Origin of the sequence: Salinispora cortesiana, from assembly GCF_000484695.1 — a bacterium.
GTDB lineage: Bacteria > Actinomycetota > Actinomycetes > Mycobacteriales > Micromonosporaceae > Micromonospora > Micromonospora cortesiana.
In genome coordinates this window covers 1-21914 of record NZ_AXVR01000061.1, presented here as the reverse complement: position 1 = coordinate 21914, position 21914 = coordinate 1, and the positions used below count along the sequence as shown (strand labels likewise).

Below are 21914 nucleotides of genomic sequence, written 5' to 3'. Positions count from 1 at the left end.
GGACCACCCGGACCGCCGGGCCCCACCGGACCACCCGGACCGCCGGGCCCCACCGGACCACCCGGACCGCCGGGCCCCACCGGACCACCCGGACCACCGGGCCCCACCGGACCACCCGGCCCCACCGGGCTACCCGGACCTACCGGACCACCGGGCCCCACCGGGCTACCCGGACCTACCGGACCACCGGGCCCCACCGGACCACCGGGCCCCACCGGACCACCCGGCCCCACCGGACCGTGCGCTGACATCGACAGCCTTGCCCCCTCGGCCTCCGAAGAGTTCAGTGCGGTGGTTTCGGATGGGGTCACCTACGCCGGCCGCAGAAGGCTCACACCAGCACCGCCGGGGCCCTACACCTGGACCGACCTCAGCGGTAACACCAACTACCCGGGTGAATCCGTATGCGGGGTCGCCATCTCGCCGCCGGCAATGACGCCTGGATAAAGGTGCTGACCACCGATGGCGAGGTGTGGGAAACCGAATGCGCTACACAGGGGCAGAACTTCACCTGCAACAACCCCTGGGTGCAGCTGACAACGCCGTCCTGAACGGAACAGATCCCGGAAAAGGAACGGTGGACGCATCGGTGATGGTGGTGGGTGACTTTCGGGTCACCCACCACCGCTAGGCAGCGGGACGAACGAGCGCCTCAGCCCTCGCCCTTACTGGTACGCGACACCTCGTAGACCGGCTTCGCCCGCCGCCCCAGCAGCACGCCGAGCCAGGGCCACCGGGTCTCCAGGGCACGGGCGAGAGCATAGTAAACGGCGATGGCGAGGGCGACCGCGCTGGCGGTCAACGTGGCGGAGGAGTCAGCATCGAGGACGATTCCCGTTTTGGAGGCGAGCCAGGCCAGCATGGCACCGACAGCGACCGGGACAGCGGTACGGATGACAGAGATCAGAAAGTCACTGAACATAGGAGTGCCCCCTCGAGGTGTGAGGTGGTGCTCCTTTAACAGTACGAGGGATTACGTTCGGGTGCGCCACACAAAATCATCGCCATTTGCGCGCCACGACACTCGGAACCCCAGGTAGGTGGCCGCACAGCCCCGAAGGTGTCCTATAGCGACACGGGGCTGATAGCGACAGCAGCCCACGATAGACGATCACCGTGTTGGGACGGAGAGGTCCAGCGGCGCCCTAGCCGGAGAGTCGGCCGCGGTCAACGGCACCGTCAGGGTTAGCAGCGAGCCATCCCGGTCAACCATCGAAGGCCGCGCTAACCGGTAGACGACCCGCAGCATCGGCGTATTCTCTGCCTGGACGTGCAGATCCAATGCGACGTATCCGCTCTGCTCCGCCTCCCACACGAGCCGGCGTAGCAGCACCGATCCGAGTCCGCGGCGTTGCCAGTCGTCGCGTACCAGCAACGCCACCTCGGCTGTGTCTCCCTCGCCGAGGAGATTGGCCATCGCCACCACCGGCGCGGATGGCGAATGGGAAGCGGTCGGCGTGGCCAGCAGTGTGACCCCCCGAGCCGGCTCCAACAGTCGGCGCATCCGAGCCGGGGCGAGCCGGGCCGACCCACCGTGGTAGCGGCGGTTGCGGCTGCGCGCCGAACACCGCTCGTGCAGGTCGACCACGCCGGGCAGGTCGTCACCGACCGCTGAGCGTACGTCCAGCTCAGTGCCGTCTCGCAGGTCCAGGGTGAACGGCCCGGCCAACCCTCGACCCGCCTGGCAGGTGGGCCGGTCCGCCACCAGGGTCTGTCTTCCCCACCGCGTCATGAGTTGCTCCCTTCCCCAGGTACGACCCTCCCCGACGGCTGTTGCGGAACCCGTAACCCAGGGTGACGGGTCGGTTTCGGGGCCGGGAAGAGGCCGGACACCGGCCTTGACATCAGAAGTGAGCTGCCATCAACTGTTCGGATGACCGAGCCGGCCATCGACGATTCCGCACCGATCGGCTCCCCGCCGGGTCTGGACCTGGGCCGGCTCGCCGGCCACCTCGCCGCGCACCGGCCGGACCTGGCCGACGGGCCGCTGAGCGCCCAGCTGATCGCTGGCGGCCGGTCCAACCTGACGTACCTGCTCGCTGTTGGGGAGCGGGAGGTCGTGCTGCGTCGGCCACCGCTGGGCCACGTACTGGCCACCGCACACGACATGGCGCGGGAGTTCCGGGTGATCTCGGCGCTCGCCCCGACGGAGGTGCCGGTACCGAAGGCGCTACTGCTCTGCACCGACCCGGGGGTGATCGGGGCACCGTTCTACCTGATGGCCCACGTGCCCGGCACGGTGTTCCGCTCCCGAGCGCAGACCGACCCGCTCCCCGGCCAGCAGCGACGGGAGCTGGCGATGGCGATGATGGACACCCTCGCCGCGCTACACACCGTGGATCCGGCGACGGTCGGCCTGGCTGACTTCGGCCGTCCGCAGGGCTTTCTCGCCCGCCAGGTCCGCCGTTGGTCCGGGCAGCTCGACGGCTCCCGAAGCCGGCCGCTGCCCGGCATTGACGAGCTACGCGACCGGCTGGCCAACACCGCTCCGGAGAGTTCCGGCACGGGGCGGATCGTGCACGGCGACTACCGGTTGGACAACCTCCTCGCCACCGTCGGCCCGGTCGCCGTCCGGGCGGTGCTCGACTGGGAGATGGCCACCCTCGGCGACCCGCTGGCCGACCTGGGTCTCCTGCTGACCTACTGGGATGCCATGGGCGGGGATGCGGTCGGAAGCAATCCCGTCGCCGACGGGCTCGGGCCTCACGCCGGCTTCCCCGCCGGCACCGACCTGATCGAGCGGTACGCCAGCCGCAGCGGGATCGACGTCGGCCCGCTGGACTGGCATGTGGCCCTGGGGTGCTTCAAACTCGCGGTGATCTGCGAGGGCATCCACTACCGGCACCGCCAGGGGCAGACCCTCGGCGAGGGCTTCGACCAGATCGGCGAGATGGTCGCACCACTGGTCGCGTACGGGCTGACCGCCGTCTCGAGGAGGAGCTGATGGACTTCACCCACGACGCCCACACCGAACGGCTGCGAGCCGAGCTGACCGACTTCCTGGAGCAGCAGGTCTACCCGGCTGAGGCGGTCTACGCCGAGCAGGTCGCGGGCGCGGCGGACCAGTGGGCTCGGCCGCCGGTGCTGGCCGAGTTGCGGGCGGCTGCCCGCCAGCGGGGCCTGTGGAACCTCTTCCTCCCCGACCCCCACCACGGCGCCGGGCTGACCAACCTGCAGTACGCTCCGCTCGCCGAGCTGACCGGCCGGAGCCCGCACCTCGCCCCGGAGGCGCTCAACTGTGCGGCACCGGACACCGGCAACATGGAGCTGCTGGCCGAGTTCGGCACCGAGACGCAGCGCCAGCGGTGGCTGCGCCCGCTGCTGGCGGCGGAGATCCGCTCGGCGTTCTGCATGACCGAGCCGGAGGTCGCCTCCTCCGACGCCACCAACATCGCCACCCGGATCACCCGCGACGGCGACCACTACGTGATCAACGGCCGCAAGTGGTGGTCGTCCGGCGCCATGGATCCGGCCTGTCAGATCTTCGTGGTGATGGGCCGGACCAACCCGTCGGCCGACCGGCACCGGCAGCAGAGCATGATCCTGGTGCCGCGGGACACCCCTGGGGTCGCCGTCCGGCGCGGGCTACATGTCTTCGGCTACCACGACGGCGCACACGGTGGCCATGCCGAAATCGACTTCGACGACGTCCGGGTGCCGGTGGAGAACCTGATCGGTGCGGAGGGGGCCGGCTTCGCGATCGCCCAGGCCCGGCTCGGTCCCGGCCGAATCCACCACTGCATGCGGTTGATCGGTATGGCGGAGCGGGCGCTGGAGCTGCTCTGCCGTCGCGCCCTGGACCGGGTGGCGTTCGGCCGGCCGATCGCCGAGCAGGGTGTGGTGCGTGAGTGGATCGCCGAGGCGCGGGTCCGAATCGAGCAGTCCCGGCTCCTGGTGCTCAAGACGGCCTGGCTGATGGACACGGTCGGCAACAAGGGCGCGCACACCGAGATCCAAGCCATCAAGATCGACACGCCGTCGATGGCGGAGTGGGTGATCGACAAGGCCATCCAGGCGCACGGGGGTGCCGGCGTCAGCCAGGACACCCCACTGGCGGCGCTCTGGTCCCAGGCCCGCACCCTGCGCCTCGCCGACGGGCCGGACGAGGTCCACAAGGCCGCTCTGGCCCGCCGCGAACTCCGCCACTACGCCTAAAGAGTCACTGCACCGGACACCACCTCCCGGTGCAGGACCCATCGGCGGCGGTCAGGCGCTGGCGCGCTCGACCAACTCGGTGTCCAGAAGGATGTTGGTGGTGGCCCGTTGCTCGCCACGGATCCGGGACACCAGCAACTGGGCCATCTGCCGTCCCATCTCCTCGATCGGCTGGAAGACCGTGGTCAGCGGTGGGTCCGACTGGCGGGCGATCGGCGCGTCGTCGAAGCCCACCACGGCCACGTCCTCCGGCACCCGCCGACCGGCCTCCCGCAACGTCCGGAGCGCACCGAACGCCATCAGGTCCGAGGCGGCAAAGACCGCATCCAGGTCCGGGCACGCGGCCAGCAGCTGGCGCATCGCGGCCTCCCCACTGCCCTCGCTGAAGTCCCCGTACGCGACCAGGTCTGGCCTGCCCCCGCTCGGCGTCTTCGCGACCGCCTCCTGATAGCCGGTCAGCCGCCCCAGACCGACGCCCATGTCCTGTGGGCCGGCGATGGTCGCGATCTGCCGCCGTCCCCGCCCGACGAGGTACTCCACCGCGCGCCGGGCCCCGCCGACGTTGTCCGCGTCCACGAGCCAGGCCGGCTCCGCGTCGGCGTGCAGCATCTGGGCTGGCTGGCCCCCGAGCACGGTGGGCAGGCCCCGTTCTTGCAGCAGCGCGGGCAGCGGGTCGGCATCGTGTAGCGACAGCAGCAGGACGCCGTCAACGTGCTGGTTGGTCAGATGGTGCTCGACCCGCTCCCGCTCGATCGGGGACTGGACCATCACCAGCCAGAGCTGGAACGGGGTCCCCATCAGGCCAGAGCTGACGCCCCGCACGATGCTGGCGAAGAACGGCTCGGCGAACACCCGGTCCCCGGATTCTGACACCACCAACGCGATCGAGTCGGTCCGCTGGGTAACCAGGGCGCGAGCGGCCCGGTTCGGCACGTACCCCAGTTCCGCGATCGCCCGCTGCACCGCCGCGCGGGCCTCGGGACTGACCTGGGGTGAACCATTGACGACGCGGGAGACCGTGCCCCGGCCAACGCCGGCACGTGCGGCGACCGCATCGAGAGTCGGGCGCCCGAGCGAGCGGGTGCGCTGCGTTGTCATCGTCTGCTCCTCCGACGGCGGAAGGCCCCGGTGCCCACCGGGTGGCACCGGAGCACCCGGATAGCTGGTTCGAGCCTATTCTGCGGCCAGACCGTTACGTCGGATTGTCTCGGCGTACCAGCGACCGCTGGACTTCAGGGTGCGTGCCTGACTGCGGTAGTCGATGTGAATCATGCCGAAGCGCTTCGTGTAACCCCAGGCCCACTCGAAGTTATCCAGCAACGACCAGGCGAAATAGCCGTGCAGCGGGACACCCGCGACGATCGCCTGATGTGCGGCGCGCAGGTGTGCCGCGAAGTAGGCCGTTCGGTCTGGATCGTCCACCCGACCGTCAACGACCGCGTCCACGAAGGCCGCACCGTTCTCGGTGATGTAGAGCGGCAGGTCGGTGTACTCCTCGTACACCCGCCGCAACGTCTCGACCAGCCCGGGTGGGTCGATCTCCCAGTCCATGTCGGTGACCGGCATGCCCCGGGTGACGAAGCGAACGGCTTCGCTGCCGGGCCAGCAGGACGGTTTACGCCAGTACGGCTCCAGTGGGGCCGCCGCCGTCGGCGCAGCGACCACGTGCCGGCTGTAGTAGTTGATTCCGAGCAGGTCCAGCGGGGCGGCGATGGTGGTCAGGTCCTCCGCCCGCACGTGCCTGAAGTCGGTGACCTGCCTGAGGTCGGACATCAGATCCGCCGGGTACGACCCGCGCAGCAGTGGGTCGAGGAAGAACCGGTTCGCCAGCCCGTCGATCCGACGTGCCGCGTCGGCGTCGTCGGGCGAGTCGGTGGCCGGGGTCACCGGGTACAGATTGAGCGTCACCCCGATCTCGACCTCGGATTGGGCTGCCGCGCGCAGCGCCGGCACGGCCAGCCCGTGGCCGAGCAGCAGGTGGTGACCGGCCCGGACCGCCGCGGCGGGGTCGGACCGACCCGGGGCGTGCGCCCCGGAGCCGTACCCGAGGAACGCCGAGCACCACGGCTCGTTGAGCGTGGTCCAGTACCGCACCCGATCACCGAGCGCGCCGGCGACCAGGGCGGCGTAGTCGGCGAACCGGGCGGCGGTGTCCCGGGCCGGCCAGCCGCCCGCGTCCTCCAGCGGCTGCGGCAGGTCCCAGTGGTAGAGCGTCAGCCATGGTTCGATGCCGTTGTCCAACAGTTGGTCCACCAGCCGCCGGTAGAAGTCGAGCCCCTCCTGGTTGATCGGGCCGGTGCCGCCGGGCTGCACCCGAGGCCAGGAGACCGAGAACCGGTACGACTTCAGCCCCAGCTCGGCCATGAGGGCGACGTCCCAGTCGAGCCGGTGGTAGTGGTCGCATGCCACGTCACCGGTGTGCCCGGACACCACCCGTCCCGGGGTGTGGCTGAAGGTGTCCCAGATCGACGGGGTCCGGCCGCCAACGGCCGCCGCACCCTCGATCTGGTAGGCCGCGGTGGCGGCACCCCAGAGGAAGCCGGGCGGGAAGGTCAGCGGCGGGCGTTCGGCGAGAGCGCCGGCGGCGGGTGGGCTCGCGGGATTACTCACGACTTGACGGCACCTTCCATGATCCCGCCGATGATCTGGCGGCCGAACAGGAGGAAGACGATGACCAACGGCAGGGTGCCGACGGCGGTGGCGGCGAAGACCTGTGAGTAGTCGGTGTAGTACGCGTACGACAGGAAGGAGAGGGAGACCTGCAACGTCGGGTTCTCCGGGGTGAGCACCGCGTACGGCCAGAGGAAGGAGTTCCAGGTCTCCATGAAGGTCAGCAGCCCCAGGACCCCGGCCGCCGGGCGCAGCGCGGGCAGGACGATGTTCCAGTAGATCCGCAGGGTGCTGGCCCCGTCGACCCGGCCGGCCTCGATCAGCTCGTCGGAGACCGCCTGGCTGGCGTACTGCCGCATCATGAAGACACCGAAGGCGGTAACCAGGAACGGCACGGTGACCGCGTAGAGCGTGTCGTACCACCCCAGCGTCTGCATCATGCCCCAGAGCGGGATGAGGCCCAGCTGGGTGGGGATCATCATCGTCACGATGATGGAGAGCAGCAGGACGTTGCGGCCCCGGAAGCGCAGCTTCGCGAAGGCGAAGCCGGCCAGTGAGCCGGTGAGGACCACCGACACGGTGACCACCGAGGAGACGATGATCGAGTTCATCATGCCGGTGAGGAAGTTGGCGGCGTCGTTGTCGAGGACCCGGCCGAAGTTGTCGGTGAAGGCACCACCGGGGGTGACCGGCGGCGGCACGTCGTTGATCGAGTCCAGGGTGCGGGTGCCGATCACCACCATGTAGTAGAAGGGGTAGATCGACAGTAGGGTCGCCAGGACGAGGGCGATGTAGGTCAACGGGCTGGTGTGCCAGAGGCGCTTGGATGCGGAGATCATCGAGGGCTCCTCACTTGGCCGCGCGGCGGACGAGGACGAAGTTGAGCAGCGACATCAGGCCGATAATCATGAAGAGGGCCCAGGCGACAGCCGCCCCATAACCAGCGCTGTTCAAATTCGTGATGCCCATCTCGTACATGTACATGGCCAGGGTCTGGAAGTCTCGCTGGGTGCCGCCGATGATGTTGCCGTTGCCGAAGAGCAGGGGCTCGGTGAAGAGCTGCATGCCGCCGATCGTGGAGAGGATGACCACGAAGATGAAAGTCGGCCGGAGCAGCGGCAGGGTGATCCGCCAGAACTGCCGCCACTGGCCGGCGCCGTCGATCTCCGCCGCCTCGTAGAGGTCCCGGGGGATCGCCTGCATGCCGGCGAGCAGGATCAGGGTGTTGTACCCCGTCCACCGCCAGTTGACCATGGACGCGATCGCCGTCCAGGAGCTCCAGGTCTGCCCGTCCCAGTCGATCTGATCGATCCCGACGAAGCCGAGCAGCCAGTTGGCCAGCCCGTACTCCCGTTGGTAGAGCATGCCGAAGACGATCGCGACCGCGGCGACCGAGACCACGTTCGGGATGAAGATGGCCATCCGGAAGAAGGTCTTGGCCCGCAGCAGGGTGCGGTTGAGCAGGTTCGCCAGAAAGAGCGCCAGCAACAGCTGCGGGACGGTCGACAGCACGAAGATGCCGAACGTGTTGATCAGCGCGTTCCAGAAGTACTCGTCGGTGAGCAGCCGGGTGTAGTTGTCCAGCCCGATGAAGGTGTGATCGCCGATCATGTCCCAGTCGTGCAGCGACATCCAGAGGGTACGCAGCATCGGGTAGAGCCCGAAGATGCCGAAGACCAGGAAGAACGGCGCGATGTAGAGGTACGGCGAGTACTTGATGTCCAGGCGAGCCAGGGAGAGCCGCCAGCGCTTGGGGGTATCGCCGGGCGGGGATGGTGGTGCGGCGGGTGTCGGCGGCGCCACGGTGGTCGAGTGACTCATGTCAGCGCTCCGCTGCATTCCGTGCCGCCCTGCGGGGCTGGCAGGCCAGGTCGGCCGGCGGCTCGCTTACGGTGGCTCATGGGGGGTGTCCTTTCCTGGCAGGGTTGGTGCCCTCGCGCAGGGCGCGACGCACCACGCAGTACCAGCAGGTGGCCGCACCCCGGGTCCGGGACCGACCGGTGGCGCCCGGAAACGGCTTCCGAACGCCACCAGGTCGGATTCACTCAGAAGGCGCCCTGGATCTGGGCGTCCTTGATGAACTGCTGCCAGGCCTCGTCCTCACTGACCTGCCCGTTCTCGAACGCCCGCAGCGCCAGTCCGAAGGCGTTCTCCTTCACCGCCTGGTGCTTCGGCCCCAGGTGGATCGGCTCGATCTTGCTGACACTCTCACCGAAGATCTTGCCGGTCGGGGCGTCGCTGAAGTACTCGTTGGTGTAGCTGAGGAAACTGTCGTCCTGCAGCGCCTCCAGGTGGGTGGGGAGCGGGCCCTTGGCCTTGAAGGCCTCCACCTGGCTGGTGGCGTTGGTCAGGAACTCGGCGAGCTTCGCCGCCTCCTCGTGGTAAGCGCTCTGCTCCGGCACGGCCAGCCAGGAGCCGCCCCAGTTGCCGCCGCCGCCGGGCACCGCCGCCACGTCCCACTTGCCCTTGTTCTCCTCGCCGGAGTTCTCCGAGACGATGCCGAGCATCCAGGAGGGGCAGAAGGTGGCCGCGAAGCTGCCCTGCTTGAAGCCGCCAGACCACTCGGGCGACCAGGTTTCGATCTGGGCGGAGAGTTCGACCATCGAGGTCGCGGTGTCCCAGGACGCCTTCACCGCGGGGCTGGTCTCCGCGATGATGTTGTTCTCCTTGTCGTAGAAGAGGTCGTCGCCCTGCTGGAAGAGCGCCGCGTCGGAGACGGCGACGATCGTGTCGATGAGGGCCTTGCCGCCGCTGCCCTCCTTGTACGCGCGGCCCGTCTCCAGGAAGCTGTCCCAGTCCGGCCAGAGCGCCGACACCTCATCCCGGTCGGTGGGTAGCCCGGCCGCCTCGAAGAGGTCCTTGCGGTAGCAGACGGCGAGGCTGCCGACGTCGGTCGGCAGGCCCATCAGTCGGCCGTCCGGCGCCTTGCCCAGCTCCCACTTCCAGGGCAGGTAGTCCTCGGAGTGGTCATCAATCAGCGGGGCGAGATCCACCCAGTTGCGCGGGTTGGACTTGAACTCGTTGAGGATGCCCTCCTCCAGCGCGACCACGTCACCCGCTCCCTTGCCGGTGGCCAGGTAGCGCACCAGCTTGGGCCGGTACTCACGCAGCTGCGCGGTCTTGCGCAGCTCGATCTTGATACCGGTGTCCTTCTCGTACTGTTTGACGAGTTCGTCGTAGCCGAACTCGCCGAACGTTTCGACGACCAGCTTGCTGGGCTTCTCGCCGGCGGCCGGCTCGTCGTCGTTGCCGCAGGCCGCGAGGCCGCCGACGGCGGTGATCGCGGCAAGGGCGCTGGCCGCCAGGCGGGAACGCCGCGTGGTGAGGCTCATCCTGACCCCTCTTTCGATGTGAGGCTGCGTCTGTCGTGATGGGGGGATGCGGTACGGGGTGTCGACCGACGATGATGGATTCGACGACGGTCCGGCGTGGACAAATGAGCCGTACCACACCACTGGGAACGCTCCCATGAGATTGCCGGCAGGTGTCAGACGTGTCAATAGGCCGTTGGGAGTGGATCCCGGATCGTTACCGCGCGCTCGCCAACCCCGCCGCGAAGTGGCGCCTATCCCGGTTAGCGACCCGGAACGGCGAAACAGGTCAGCAGAATCGACGGAGCAGCGTGCCCGCCCGACCGGGATCGAAGGCTGCTGGATCAAAGCGGTCCCCCGCCCAGCCACGCAACGTGTGGTGCTCGGGGTGACCTGGATCAGCGAACGCGGCCAGCAGCGCCAGATATCCGGCCGGACCGCCGACATCCTCCGGCGGGCACGCCCGATCCCCATCCGAACAGTCGGGATAGCGCTCCTCCGGATCGGCCAGGAGGACGTCCTCCACCACCAGGTCGTGCTCCCACCAGTTGCCGAAGTCGTAGGTGTAGTGGAAGCGGCTGCCCTTGGCGACCACCGCGTCCAGCCGCACGTCCAGTTCGTCGCGGAGCGACAGTTCCCCGTCCGGGTCGGGCTCCCCGAACTGCTCGCCGTCGACCTCGAACGAGTGCAGGTGGCAGTCCCGCCAACCCATCGCGTGCTGCACCACCCGGTGCACCCGGTCGAGGGTGAAGCCGCCCGGGACCAGCACCCGGCGCCAGACCAGCGGCCGGACCCCGGCCAGAGAAATCCTCAGCTGGAAGATCTGACGCGGCATGCTATCCCGTCCTCCCTCAGAATAAGCTGCGACCATGATCTGCCGGGCGAGGCGGCACGACGACTGTCGCGGCCGAAACTGGTGTGACTGCCAGCACCGTACCCCTCAGCCACCCCCTCCGGTCACGGGTCCGGCCAGCGAATGACCGTCGGAACGCCAATTACCGCCCTCTGGCCAGCGCCGTCCGGTGCAGCCCTCGACGACGCCGCGCTCACCGCCTGCTACGGCCGGGCCGATCGACCACGCCTACGCGTGAACTTCGTGACCAGCGTGGATGGCGCGGTCACCGTTGACGGCTATTCGGCCGGGCTCTCCGGCGAGCCGGACAAGCGGGTCTTTCGACTGCTGCGGATGCTCTGCGACGGTCTCGTGGTCGCCGGCGGCACGATGCGCCACGAGCGGTACCGGCCACTGCGCCTGGACGAGCGACGCCGCGCCTGGCGCCGGGAGCACGGCCTTCCGGAGTGCCCGACCCTCGTCGTGGTCTCCGGCTCGGTCAACCTCGACCCGACCCATCCCGCCCTCGCCGACGCACCGGTACGCCCGATCGTGCTCACGCACGCCGCCGCCACCGCCCCGCCCGGCCTGGCCGACGTCGCCGACCTGGTCAACTGCGGCGAAGACCGGGTGGACCTCGCCGCCGGCCTGGCCGAGCTGCGTCGCCGCGGGCTCGGCCAGCTGCTCTGCGAGGGCGGTCCGCACCTCTTCGGCGCGCTCACCGCGGCCGACCTGGTGGACGAGGTCTGCCTAACCGTCGCCCCGCTGCTGGCCGGCGCCGGGCCGGGCCGGATCACCGCCGGGGAGCCCAGCCCGGTGCGGCACCTGCCGCTGCGGCACGTGCTCGCCGCCGCCGACGGCGGGCTACTGCTCCGCTTCGCCCGCTGACCCGTTGCGGGCCTCGCAGATCCGGCCGGAGAAGGCGGGGTCGCCCTCGCGGCCCGCCGACCAGACCGGATTGATCCGCAGCGCCAACGGTGGTGGCTGCCAGGCCGCGCCGAGCCGCTGAAGCACCTCGTACTGCATCTCCGAGCGCTGCACCGACTCGCCGGAGAGGAAGTCGAGCACCAGGTCGGCGACATCGAACCGGCCGACCAGCTCACCATGGAACGCGGGCAGCTCGTAGACCGGGATCCGGTGGTACTGGCCGGGCGGTGCCTCGATCGCGGTGACCGTCGGTAGGAAGGCCACCATCCGCACTCCCGCCACGGGGCAGAGCGTGCGGTTTCGGTAGAACGGGGCATCGGCCAGCAGCGAGCGGATGAAAGCCTGGTCCGGCACCTCGTCCGAGGTGTCGGTGACGTTCCAGAGCGACTGCAGCAGCCGTAACTCCCAACCGGCCACGACGCCCCACCCCCGCCGGATCTGCGCGGGCGGGTAGTACACCCGGCCCGGCATCACCAGCGGGCTGAACAGCAGCACCGCCTCCACCTCCGTCACCGGCCACCGCTCCAGGTAGGTCCGGGCCACCATGGCCCCCTCGCTGTGCCCGAGCAGGGCAATCGGCCGGTTGGTTCGCTCGTGCAGGACCTCGACCTGCTCCGCCAGCAGGGCCGCGCTCTCGCCCAACGACCGGTGGGTGGCCACCGCCGTATACGGCAGGGGCCGGTCCTGTTCATCCAGCCCGAGATAGGAGAACCGCTCCACCCGCGGATCCACCGCCGGTTCCCCGTCGTACTCGGAGTCGTGCCCACCCAGGGCGATCACCGCGTACGGGACCGAGTCCGGCAACGGCTCGGTCATGATCGGCGGTCGCCACCCGCCACGCCCGCCCTGGACTTGCTCGGCCACCAGCGGCATCGTCGGAAAGCTGAGCAGGATGAGCGCGACCAGCAGCGGCACCACCGGCACGAGCCGGAGGCGAACCCGGCCGGGAACCAGCGCGGCGGCCACGCTCTTTCGCCAGAGCAGCGCGTTAGCCGCGCCGCAGACGGCGGCCAACGGGACAGCCCACCACAAGGGCACCGACGACAGCACCGCACCGGCGACGGTGAGGACGACGAAGTTCAGCCACGCCCACCCCACCACCTGAAGCCCCGGCAGGCCATGCCACCAGTCGGCGGCCACCCCGGCCCGCAACAGGAACGGGGCGAGCAGCAACAACGGCAACAGCGAGGCGATCAGGTACCAGGAGAGCCCGGTCGTGGCGAACGCCATCGACAGGGCCACCCAGGGCGAAAGGATCACCGCGATCAGGACGGCGACCCAGATGTTGCGCCAGAGTAGCCAGCGCCACGACGGGCAGGGGACCTCGTCCGGCCAGGCCAGTTTCGCCATGGCGGTGGTGAGGACTCCCCGCAGCGCCGAAATCCCCACCAACGTGATGAAGAACCCGGGGATGGTGCGGTGGTAGACGAAGAGCCAACGCAGCTCCTGGAAGGTGCCGTACGGCCAGATGGCGGTCACCTGCGGCGACAACCCACGGACGGCCTGGAACCCGAGCGCCGCGATGATCGCCGCCTCCACCGCCGGCAGCACCGCCGCCAGCGCGACCAGCACCTTGAACCGCCCGCGGGGCGTCCGCAGCAACTCCTCCCGCAGCTTCATCCGGTCAAGGATCGCCCAGCTCTCGCCCCGCTCGTGGCGAATCCGCCGATGATCACCCGGCCGGGTTGCCCGTTGCTCACCGCCCAGCACGCCCCGACACTCGCGCCCAGCACGTCCGACGCTCACCGGACCAGCGCGGGTGAGGGGCGGGCACGGCGTGGTCTCCGCCGCGTCACGTGGCGGCCGGTCGTAGGTCTCGGGCAGGATGCAGGACGTGTCTGCCGACCTCGCCACCCAGCCCCGCGGAGTGACCCGATGACCGACGACGCCGTGGACGGCCCGGGCGAGCTGGTCGGCCGGGTGCTCGGCACCGCCGATGCCACCCCGCTGCAGTTCTGGACGGCGGTCTCCCCCACCAGCTACCTGCAGCTCGACGACGTCGTGGCCACCCGCCGCGAGCTACCGGACCGGGAGCCGGTGACGATCGCTGGGGTGGTCACCCAGGTACGCGCCCGGCACGAGGGCGCCCAGTTCGACTCCGACGTCTTCGCGATCGCCGACGGCATGCTCCCCGCCCAGGTCCAGGAGGCCGCTGAGATCACCACCACCCGGGTCGACCCGGAGCTCTACGTTCCGCCGTCGCCGGGCGCCGTCGTGCACCGGGCCGAGGGGGACGCCCGGGCCCGGGCGCTGCACTTCGACCGGATGGAGCGGCGGATCCCGATGGGCACCGGCCGCGACGGCGTGCCGGTCTACCTCAACGCCGACTTCCTCGACGGCACCCGGGGCGCGCACGTCTCCATCTCCGGCATCTCCGGCGTCGCCACCAAGACGAGCTTCGCCACCTTCCTGCTCTACTCGGTCTTCCGCTCCGGTGTCCTGGGCGGTGACGCGGTCAACGCCAAGGCGCTGATCTTCAACGTCAAGGGCGAGGACCTGCTCTTCCTCGACCACCCCAACACCCGGCTGGACGAGCCCACCCGCACGGCGTACGCCCGGCTCGGCCTGGACGCCGCGGCCTTCCCCGACGTGCGGGTCTACGCTCCGCCCCGGGCCGGTGACGCCACCGGCACGCCGGATGTGAGCAGTCGGCTCAGCGGGGTGGACAGCTTCTACTGGACGCTCGACGAGTTCTGCGCCGACCGTCTCCTGCCGTACGTCTTCGCCGACGCCGACGACGAACGCCAGCAGTACACGATGGTCGTGCACTCGGTCACCGCCCACCTGGCCCGGTACGCACAGCCCGCCGACGGCGGGGTGAGCATCGACGGGGTCCGCCTCGGCAGCTACGCCGACCTGGTCGATCACATCGTCGAGCAGCTCAACGACGATGAGACCCGGGGCATCTGGGCCGGCAGCGCGGTCGGCCTCGGCACCGTCAACGCCTTCGCCCGCCGGTTGATCGGCAGTAAGAAGGACCTGTCCCGGCTGATCCGCGGCGATCTGGCCACCCGGCGTCCGCACCGCATCAACACCGCGGAGTCGGCGCAAGTCACCGTGGTTGACCTGCACAACCTGCCGGACCGGGCACAGCGGTTCGTGGTCGGCGTGACGCTCAAGAGCGAGTTCGAGCGCAAGGAGAAGACCGGCACGGCCAAGCCGCTGCTCTTCGTCGTCCTCGACGAGCTGAACAAGTACGCCCCCCGCGAGGGCTCCTCCCCGATCAAGGAGGTGCTGCTGGACATCGCCGAGCGGGGCCGCTCCCTCGGGGTGATCCTGGTCGGCGCGCAGCAGACCGCCAGCGAGGTGGAGCGGCGCATCGTCACGAACTCGGCGGTCCGGGTGGTGGGTCGGCTCGACCCGGCCGAGGCGTCCCGCCCCGAGTACGGCTTCCTCCCGCCGGCTCAGCGGCAGCGGGCGCTGCTGGCGAAGCCGGGCACGATGTTCGTCAACCAGCCCGACATCCCGGTGCCCCTCTGCCTGGAGTTTCCGTTTCCCGCCTGGGCGACGCGGGTCGCGGAGGCGGGCGCGGTGCCCTCCCAGACACTCCGGTCGATCACTCAGTCAGCCGACCCGTTCGCCGTGGTGGGCTCCGGTGACGACGACATCCCGTTCTGAGGTGGTGTGAGCCGTGAAGATCCTGCACACCTCCGACTGGCACGTCGGCAAGGTCCTCAAAGGGCAGTCCCGGGCCGAGGAGCACAAGGCCGTCCTCGCCGGGGTGATCGAGGTGGCCCGGCGGGAAGCGCCGGATCTGATCATCATCGCCGGCGACCTCTACGACACCGCCGCCCCCACCCCCGAGGCGACCCGGTTGGTCACCCGCGCGCTGACCGCGCTGCGCCGTACCGGCGCCGACGTCGTCGCGATCGGCGGCAACCACGACAACGGCGCGGCGCTGGACGCGCTGCGGCCGTGGGCCGAGGCCGCCGGGATCACCCTGCGGGGCAGCGTGCGCGAGGACCCCAACGAGCACATCATCGACGGTACGACCGGCAGCGGCGAACGCTGGCAGCTCGCCGCGCTGCCGTTTCTGTCCCAGCGGTACGCGGTCCGGGCCGTGGAGATGTATGAGCTGACCGCCGCCGAGGCCAACCAGACGTACGCCGACCACCTGGGGCGGGTCGTCACCCGGTTGACCGAGGGCTTCACCGAGTCGAACCGGGTGCACCTGGTCACCGCCCACCTGACCGTGGTCGGGGCGGCGACCGGTGGCGGCGAGCGGGACGCGCACACCGTCCTCGGCTACGCGGTACCGGCGACGGTCTTCCCCGGCACCGCGCACTACGTCGCGCTCGGTCACCTGCACCGCGCCCAGCGGGTCGAGGGTGGGTGCCCGATCCGCTACAGCGGCAGCCCACTGGCGGTCGACTTCGGCGAGCAGGAGAATGTCCCATCGGTGACCGTGGTCGAGGTGACCGCCACCACGGCGGCCAAGGTGCGCGAGGTACCCATCCCCGCCGCCGCCTCCCTGCGGACCGTCCGGGGCACGCTCGCGCAGCTCGCCGAGGTCGAGGTGCCGGACGCCTGGCTTCGGGTCTTCGTCCGGGAGCAGCCCCGGGCCGGCCTCCGCGAGGAGGTGCAGGAGCTCCTCCCTCGCGCGTTGGAGATCAGGATCGATCCGGAGCTGGTGCCCGCGCCCGGCGGCGGTGCCCGCGTCGCCCAGCGCGCCGGCCGGTCACCGCGGGAGCTGTTCGGCGACTACCTGGACGACCGGGGGCACGCCGACGACGACGTCCGGGGACTCTTCGACGAGCTGTTCGAGGAGGTCGAGCACTGATGCGGCCGATGCGACTGGATCTCGACGGCTTCACCGTCTTCCGCGCGGCGACGACGATCGACTTCACCGACGCCGACTTCTTCGCGCTGGTCGGGCCGACCGGGTCCGGCAAGTCCACCGTGTTGGACGCGATCTGCTTCGCGCTCTACGGCACCGTACCCCGGTGGGGCGGCACCCGCGGGTTGGCGAACGCCCTCGCCCCGTCGGCGGCCGAGGCGCGGGTCCGGCTGGTCTTCGAGTCCGCCGGCGACCGCTACGTGGCCACCCGGGTGGTCCGGCGAGACAGCCGGGGCAACGTCAAGACCTCCGGCGCCGGCCTACAGCTCATGCCGCCCGGCTTCGACCCCGCCAAGCTCGACACCGGGCTGAGCCCGGAGGACCTGGGTGAGGTGCTCGCCGGCACGGTCGCCGAGATGGAAGACGCGGTGCTGGCGGCGGTCGGGCTGCCGTACGAGCAGTTCACCAGCTGTGTGCTGCTGCCGCAGGGGCAGTTCGCCGACTTTTTGCACGCCCGACCGGCGAAACGGCAGGAGATCCTGGTCAACCTGCTCGGCCTCGGCGTCTACGAGCAAGTGCGGGAGAAGGCGGGGACCCGGGCCAGCCAGGCCGAGGCGAAATTCGAGGTGGTCAGCCAGACCCTCGCCGGCCTCGCCGACATCGACGACGCCGCCCTCGAGGAGGTGTCGGCCCGCGTCGAGCAGATGCGGGAGCTGACCACCGCCGTCACCACCGCCGTTCCCGAACAGACGGCGGCGCGGACCACGGCGCGGGAGGCGGGCGCGGCGCTGACCGCCCTCGACACCGACCTGGCCGTGCTCGACGCCGTACGCGCCCCCGCGGGGCTGGCCGAGGTCGCCCGGGCGGTGGCGACCGCGCGGACGGACGCGGACGAGGCCGCGACCGTGGTCGCGCTCGCCGAGGAGCGGGAGGAGAAGCTCCGCGGCGAGCTGACCGCGGCCGGCGACGAGAGCGCGCTGCGCCTGCTGCTGCGGGCGTACGAGGACCGGGCGGGGCTGGCCGACGAGGCCGAAACGGTCCGGGCGGCGGTAGCGGCGGCCCAGGCCGGCCACGCGGCGGCGACGGCGGAGCTAACCGCGGCGCAGGCGGCGGCCGAGCGGGCCGAGGCCGACCTGACGGCGGCCTTCCAGGCACATGAGCAGGCCAAGGCGACCGACCTGGCGGTGGCGGTGCGGGCGCCGCTGCACGACGGGGCCACCTGTCCGGTCTGCGAGCAGACCGTCGCCCAGGTGCCGGCGATCCCGGCCACGTCGGCGGTGCCGGCGGCGGTCGCGGCCGGTAAGGCGGCGCGGGCGGCCAGCGAAGCGGCCAAGGCCACCGTGGCGCAGCGGGACGGCACCGTCCGCGAGCGGGAACGGGAGCTGGTGGCGGCGCGGGTCCGGCAGGAGCAGCTCGACGCACGGCTGGCCACGCTGCACACCCAGTTGGCCGACGCCCCGGAGCCGGCGGCGCTGCACCGGGCGGTGGCCGAGCACGGGCGGCTACGGCAGGAGTTGGAGGAGGCGGCGGCGGCGGTCCGCGCCGGCCGGGACGAGGCCCGCCGGGCGCGGGCCGCGGTGGACACCGCGCAGGAGCGGCTCCGCACGACCTGGCGGGCCTTCGACGCGACCCGGGACGGGCTGGCCCGCTTCGGCCCGCCGGCCACCGACCGGGAGGACGTGGCGGCGGCGTGGGCGGCGCTGACCGACTGGGCCACCGCCGAGGTGGCGCGACGGCGCTCCGAACGCGCCGACCGGACGGCGGCGGTGAGCGCGGCCGAGACGCAGGTGGCCGCGGTCGAGGCGCGGATCGGCGGGCTACTCGAGGCGGCCGGGGTGCCGGCCACCGACGACCCGGGCCGCGACGCCGCGGTCGCCCTCGAACGGGCCGAGGCGCAGCTGCGGGAACTGACCCGCCGCCGGGAGCAGGCCGGTGAGTTGCGCGAGCAGCGCGCCACCTACGAACGCGAGGCGCAGGTGGCCCGCGCGCTCGCCGGGCATCTGCGGGCGAACAACTTCGAACGGTGGCTGCTCACCGAGGCGCTCGACCTGCTGGTGGACGGCGCGTCGCGGATTCTGCGCGAGCTCTCCGGTGACCAGTACGACCTGGTCCACGACAAGGGGGAGTTCTTCGTCGTGGACCACCACGACGCCGGCCTACGCCGGGGGGTGCGCACGCTCTCCGGCGGGGAGACCTTCCAGGCGTCGCTGGCGCTCGCGCTGGCCCTGGCCGAACAGCTCGCCGGGATGTCGACCACCGCGGCCAGCCTGGAGTCCATCGTGCTGGACGAGGGGTTCGGCACGCTCGACACGGCCACCCTCGACACGGTGGCGGCCACGTTGGAGAACCTGGCCGCGCGGGGGGACCGGATGGTCGGCGTGGTCACCCACGTGCCGGCGTTGGCCGAGCGCATTCCGGTCCGCTTCGAGGTCCGCAAGGACGCCCGGTCGGCCCGGGTCGAACGGACCGGCCGGTGAACGCCGACGGCGGGCGGGGGCGACCCGGGTGACCCGCTTCTTCGTCGACGCGTGGGATCCGGCGTACGGGGCCTCGTTCGAGGCCGCCGCCGGCGGCCCGGCCACGCCCAGCAGCGCCCAGGTCGAGGCCGACCACGAGCTGCCCGCAGCCAACTGGCGGGCGGTCGGACCCCGGCCCGGCGTGCACGCCCCGGCCGTGGTGCTCCTCGTCGACGGGGTACGCCGAAACGACGCCAGCCTGTGGCTGACCGAAGCCGACGGGGTCTCGTACCCGGGGCTGGCCGCCTCGTACGCGGCCGGGGTGGTCCGCTGCGACCTGGAGCGCGGCGCGGCCCAGCTGGCCGGGGCCCGGGTGGAGCGGGGGCTCTTCACCGCCAGCCCATCCGCGGTGGACGTGCGCGCCGGCAACGTCCACTACCCGGTGCACCGGGTCGGCGGCAGCGGCGAGCTGGCCAAGCTGCCGGCGGCGGTGCAGGGGCCACTGACCGCGCTGGAGGTGGCGGTCTCCAGCGCCGCCCGCAGCGACGAGGACCTGCTGGTGGTGGACGGGCCGCTGCGCAACCGGCGGCTCCTGCCCCGCACCCTCGGCTACGTGAAGACCCAGCACAGCCAGTACCTGGATGCCCGGCTCACCGCGGTGGTCACCGGGCTCACCGCCGGGCAGCGCTCCCCGGTGTTCCGGCTGGGCACCGCATGGGGCGGCTGGTCGTGGTACCTGCGGCTGCCGGTCGCCGGGGGCGCCCCGTGGGCGGGCATCGTCCGGGTGGAGTGCTCCACCGAGTTGGACATCGCGGCGGCGGTCGCGTTGGCGGACCTGTCCGTGGTGACCCTGCCCCGCTTCGCCTCCACCCCGTACAAGGACCCTCGGGCACCACAGAACCTGATCCCCATCGCCGGGCTGGAACGCCGCCTGCGACGGATGATCGGCGACTCCCGGCTGCTGCACCGCGCCCTGATCGCCGCTGGCGGTACGCGCTGATGGGGCGCCAACGCTCCACCGACCGGGCCGCCGTGGAGGTGGACACCGGGGTGGCCGAGCTGGTCCCCGACCCGGACCGGGCGGGCTCCTGGACGCTGCTGCTCGACGGCGCCCCGCAGTCACATGTGGATCTCACCGACCCCACCCACCTGGAGTTCGAGTACGTACGCCGGCTCGGCACCGCGATCGACCTGCTCGCCCCGGCCGGCGCCCCGCTGCGCCTGCTGCACCTCGGTGGCGGCGCGCTGACCCTGCCCCGGTATGTCGCCGCCACCCGTCCCGGCTCGACCCAACGGGTCTGCGAGGTGGACGGCGCGCTGGTCGAGCTGGTCCGCCGGGAGCTGCCCTGGCCGCCCAACCCACGACTACGGGTACGCGTCGCCGACGCCCGGGAAGCCCTCACCGGCCTCCGGGACGCCAGCATCGACATCGTGGTCGCCGACGTCTTCGCCGGCGCCCGCACCCCCGCCCACCTGACCTCGGTGGAGTTCGCCGCCGAGGTGGCCCGCGTCCTCCGACCCACCGGCTGGTACCTGGCGAACATCGCCGACGGCCCGCCGCTGCGGCACGCCCGCCGACAGGTCGTCACCGTCCGATCAGTGCTACCCGAGGCGGCGCTGGTCGGCGACGCCGCGGTGCTGCGGGGCCGCCGCTTCGGCAACCTGGTGCTGCTCGCCGGCCGCAGCACCCCGCCGGTGCCCGAGCTGACCCGGCGGGTCTCCGGTGACTGGTTCCCGGGCCGGGTGCTCGCCGGCGAGGAACTGATCCGGTTCACCGGCGGCGCCCCGGTCGTCCACGACACCGACGCCACCGACTCCGCACCACCCCCAGCGGGGATCTTCTCGGTCGGCGGTTGATCCGGGCACCCCCGATGCCGAGCAGCCGGCCACTTTCGACTGATCCGCAGCGTCCGTACGATGACGAAATGCCGGCGAAACAGCTGAAGGTTGGCCTGCGGGTAGGCGATCTGGACCGGTCATTCGATCTCTACCGACGGCTCGGCTTCCGGCACCTTCCACAGCCCGAGCAGACGCATCTGCGCTACCTGACCTACGGTCACACCTGGCTCATCCTGTCGGATCTGCACCAGCACGGCTATCACCACGCCGAACGCGGACAGCAGACCAGACAGGGCCCGGTCGGGCTCGGCTTCGTCCTCGTCGTACCGACTGCGGATCTCGACGCGACATGGCGGCTCTGGCGGGAGGAGGGCCTGACCGTGACCCTCGACCCGGAAGACGTCGGATGGGCGCGCATCTTCTACGGCCTGGACCCGGACGGCTACGAGCTCATGTTCGAGCAGTTCCCCGGCTAGAACCAGGAGACCGCGACCAGTGCGAGCCCTCCCAGCCCCGCTCGGCGTGCCAGCTCAGCAGTTGCCGTTGACCCGTGCCGATCTCCCGGTCGAGCATCCGCCGCAGCGACCGCTCGACCCGAGCCGTGAGATCGTCTGCCGGCCGGGCGAGCAGCAGCGCAAGCGCACGGTGCAGAGCGACCCTGGCGCCTTCAACCCGGGACATTCACCAGGTGGTGATCTTGTAACGGTTTCGTGAGGTCCGGAAAGGCGAAAGTGCCTGCCAGGCAAGGGAAAATGGTGATTGCGACATCTACCAGGATCTCTTGCGAGGAGGCACTTCCGACGTGCGTGAGCTTACCGGATGGTCGAAGGGCCTGCGCGTCACGGCTGACGGTGACGGGGTGGTGGCGATGGTGGGGGTGGCGGGCCTGCGGATGCTCGCCGACCGTACCGGCCTGACCGCGGGCATATCGAGGGTACTGGCCAAACCCGGGTTCCAGCCGGTCCACGACCGGGGCCGGGTCCTGACCGACATCGCGTGTTCGATCG

18 protein-coding genes and 2 pseudogenes are annotated in these 21914 nt (G+C 71.0%); 11 read left to right on the top strand and 9 right to left on the bottom strand.

Annotated features, from left to right (window positions below):
* Window positions 1-551 (top strand): annotated as a pseudogene (locus tag K228_RS30225) (hypothetical protein); the annotation flags it as partial.
* A gap of 101 nt (window positions 552-652) precedes the next feature.
* Here K228_RS30225 and K228_RS0120595 read toward each other — a convergent pair.
* Together K228_RS0120595 and K228_RS0120590 are read right to left on the bottom strand one after the other, a co-directional pair.
* Window positions 653-922, bottom strand: a complete 270-nt coding sequence (locus tag K228_RS0120595) for a hypothetical protein (RefSeq protein ID WP_025620137.1) — start codon at window positions 920-922, stop codon at window positions 653-655.
* A gap of 189 nt (window positions 923-1111) precedes the next feature.
* On the bottom strand, window positions 1112-1732 hold the full coding sequence (locus K228_RS0120590) for a GNAT family N-acetyltransferase (RefSeq protein ID WP_025620136.1): 621 nt from the start codon (window positions 1730-1732) through the stop codon (window positions 1112-1114).
* Window positions 1733-1873: 141 nt separating this feature from the next.
* Between K228_RS0120590 and K228_RS0120585 the strand changes: the two genes are divergently transcribed.
* Both K228_RS0120585 and K228_RS0120580 read left to right on the top strand, forming a co-directional pair.
* Window positions 1874-2944: a phosphotransferase family protein gene (locus K228_RS0120585; RefSeq protein WP_025620135.1), complete on the top strand. Its 1071-nt coding sequence runs from the start codon at window positions 1874-1876 to the stop codon at window positions 2942-2944.
* Window positions 2944-4155 carry an acyl-CoA dehydrogenase family protein gene (locus tag K228_RS0120580; protein ID WP_025620134.1) on the top strand — a complete coding sequence of 404 codons (1212 nt, stop codon included), beginning with the start codon at window positions 2944-2946 and terminating at the stop codon, window positions 4153-4155. The genes K228_RS0120585 and K228_RS0120580 overlap by 1 nt, the downstream gene beginning before the upstream one ends.
* Before the next feature lie 51 nt (window positions 4156-4206).
* Here K228_RS0120580 and K228_RS0120575 read toward each other — a convergent pair whose 3' ends face one another.
* The 6 genes from K228_RS0120575 to K228_RS0120550 form a co-directional block, all read right to left on the bottom strand.
* Complete coding sequence (locus K228_RS0120575) at window positions 4207-5253, bottom strand: LacI family DNA-binding transcriptional regulator (RefSeq protein WP_025620133.1); 1047 nt, start codon at window positions 5251-5253, stop codon at window positions 4207-4209.
* 75 nt (window positions 5254-5328) lie between these two features.
* Entirely contained in the window at window positions 5329-6765 is a 1437-nt protein-coding gene (locus K228_RS0120570; protein ID WP_025620132.1) for a GH1 family beta-glucosidase, read from the bottom strand.
* Window positions 6762-7604: a carbohydrate ABC transporter permease gene (locus tag K228_RS0120565; protein ID WP_025620131.1), complete on the bottom strand. Its 843-nt coding sequence runs from the start codon at window positions 7602-7604 to the stop codon at window positions 6762-6764. The genes K228_RS0120570 and K228_RS0120565 overlap by 4 nt, the downstream gene beginning before the upstream one ends.
* A gap of 10 nt (window positions 7605-7614) precedes the next feature.
* On the bottom strand, window positions 7615-8586 hold the full coding sequence (locus K228_RS0120560; protein WP_025620130.1) for a carbohydrate ABC transporter permease: 972 nt from the start codon (window positions 8584-8586) through the stop codon (window positions 7615-7617).
* 224 nt (window positions 8587-8810) lie between these two features.
* Window positions 8811-10097 carry an ABC transporter substrate-binding protein gene (locus K228_RS0120555; RefSeq protein ID WP_025620129.1) on the bottom strand — a complete coding sequence of 429 codons (1287 nt, stop codon included), beginning with the start codon at window positions 10095-10097 and terminating at the stop codon, window positions 8811-8813.
* 268 nt (window positions 10098-10365) lie between these two features.
* The gene (locus tag K228_RS0120550) at window positions 10366-10911 is read right to left on the bottom strand and encodes a plasmid pRiA4b ORF-3 family protein (RefSeq protein ID WP_025620128.1); all 546 of its coding nucleotides are present in this window, start codon (window positions 10909-10911) and stop codon (window positions 10366-10368) included.
* A 141-nt stretch (window positions 10912-11052) separates the two neighbouring features.
* Here K228_RS0120550 and K228_RS0120545 point away from each other — a divergent pair, with 141 nt between their 5' ends.
* Complete coding sequence (locus K228_RS0120545; RefSeq protein ID WP_025620127.1) at window positions 11053-11796, top strand: pyrimidine reductase family protein; 744 nt, start codon at window positions 11053-11055, stop codon at window positions 11794-11796.
* On the opposite strand, the gene K228_RS0120540 is transcribed toward K228_RS0120545, so the two are convergent.
* Window positions 11773-13455, bottom strand: coding sequence for an alpha/beta fold hydrolase (locus K228_RS0120540; protein ID WP_025620126.1), 1683 nt, complete (start codon window positions 13453-13455; stop codon window positions 11773-11775). The two genes, K228_RS0120545 and K228_RS0120540, sit on opposite strands and share 24 nt — an antisense overlap.
* Before the next feature lie 255 nt (window positions 13456-13710).
* On the opposite strand from K228_RS0120540, the gene K228_RS0120535 reads away from it, so the two are divergent.
* From K228_RS0120535 to K228_RS0120505, 7 genes and pseudogenes are all read left to right on the top strand, one after another.
* Complete coding sequence (locus K228_RS0120535) at window positions 13711-15453, top strand: ATP-binding protein (RefSeq protein ID WP_025620125.1); 1743 nt, start codon at window positions 13711-13713, stop codon at window positions 15451-15453.
* Between the two features lie 13 nt (window positions 15454-15466).
* The gene (locus K228_RS0120530) at window positions 15467-16615 is read left to right on the top strand and encodes an exonuclease SbcCD subunit D (RefSeq protein WP_025620124.1); all 1149 of its coding nucleotides are present in this window, start codon (window positions 15467-15469) and stop codon (window positions 16613-16615) included.
* Entirely contained in the window at window positions 16615-19089 is a 2475-nt protein-coding gene (locus tag K228_RS0120525; protein ID WP_025620123.1) for an AAA family ATPase, read from the top strand. The genes K228_RS0120530 and K228_RS0120525 overlap by 1 nt, the downstream gene beginning before the upstream one ends.
* Window positions 19090-19117: 28 nt before the next feature.
* The gene (locus K228_RS0120520) at window positions 19118-20068 is read left to right on the top strand and encodes a hypothetical protein (RefSeq protein ID WP_025620122.1); all 951 of its coding nucleotides are present in this window, start codon (window positions 19118-19120) and stop codon (window positions 20066-20068) included.
* Entirely contained in the window at window positions 20068-20925 is an 858-nt protein-coding gene (locus K228_RS0120515) for a spermidine synthase (protein ID WP_025620121.1), read from the top strand. Before K228_RS0120520 ends, K228_RS0120515 begins: the two co-directional genes overlap by 1 nt.
* A 68-nt stretch (window positions 20926-20993) precedes the next feature.
* Window positions 20994-21383 (top strand): VOC family protein, encoded by a 390-nt coding sequence (locus K228_RS0120510; RefSeq protein ID WP_025620120.1) that lies wholly within the window; start codon window positions 20994-20996, stop codon window positions 21381-21383.
* A 326-nt stretch (window positions 21384-21709) separates the two neighbouring features.
* Window positions 21710-21914 (top strand): annotated as a pseudogene (locus K228_RS0120505) (IS1380 family transposase); the annotation flags it as partial.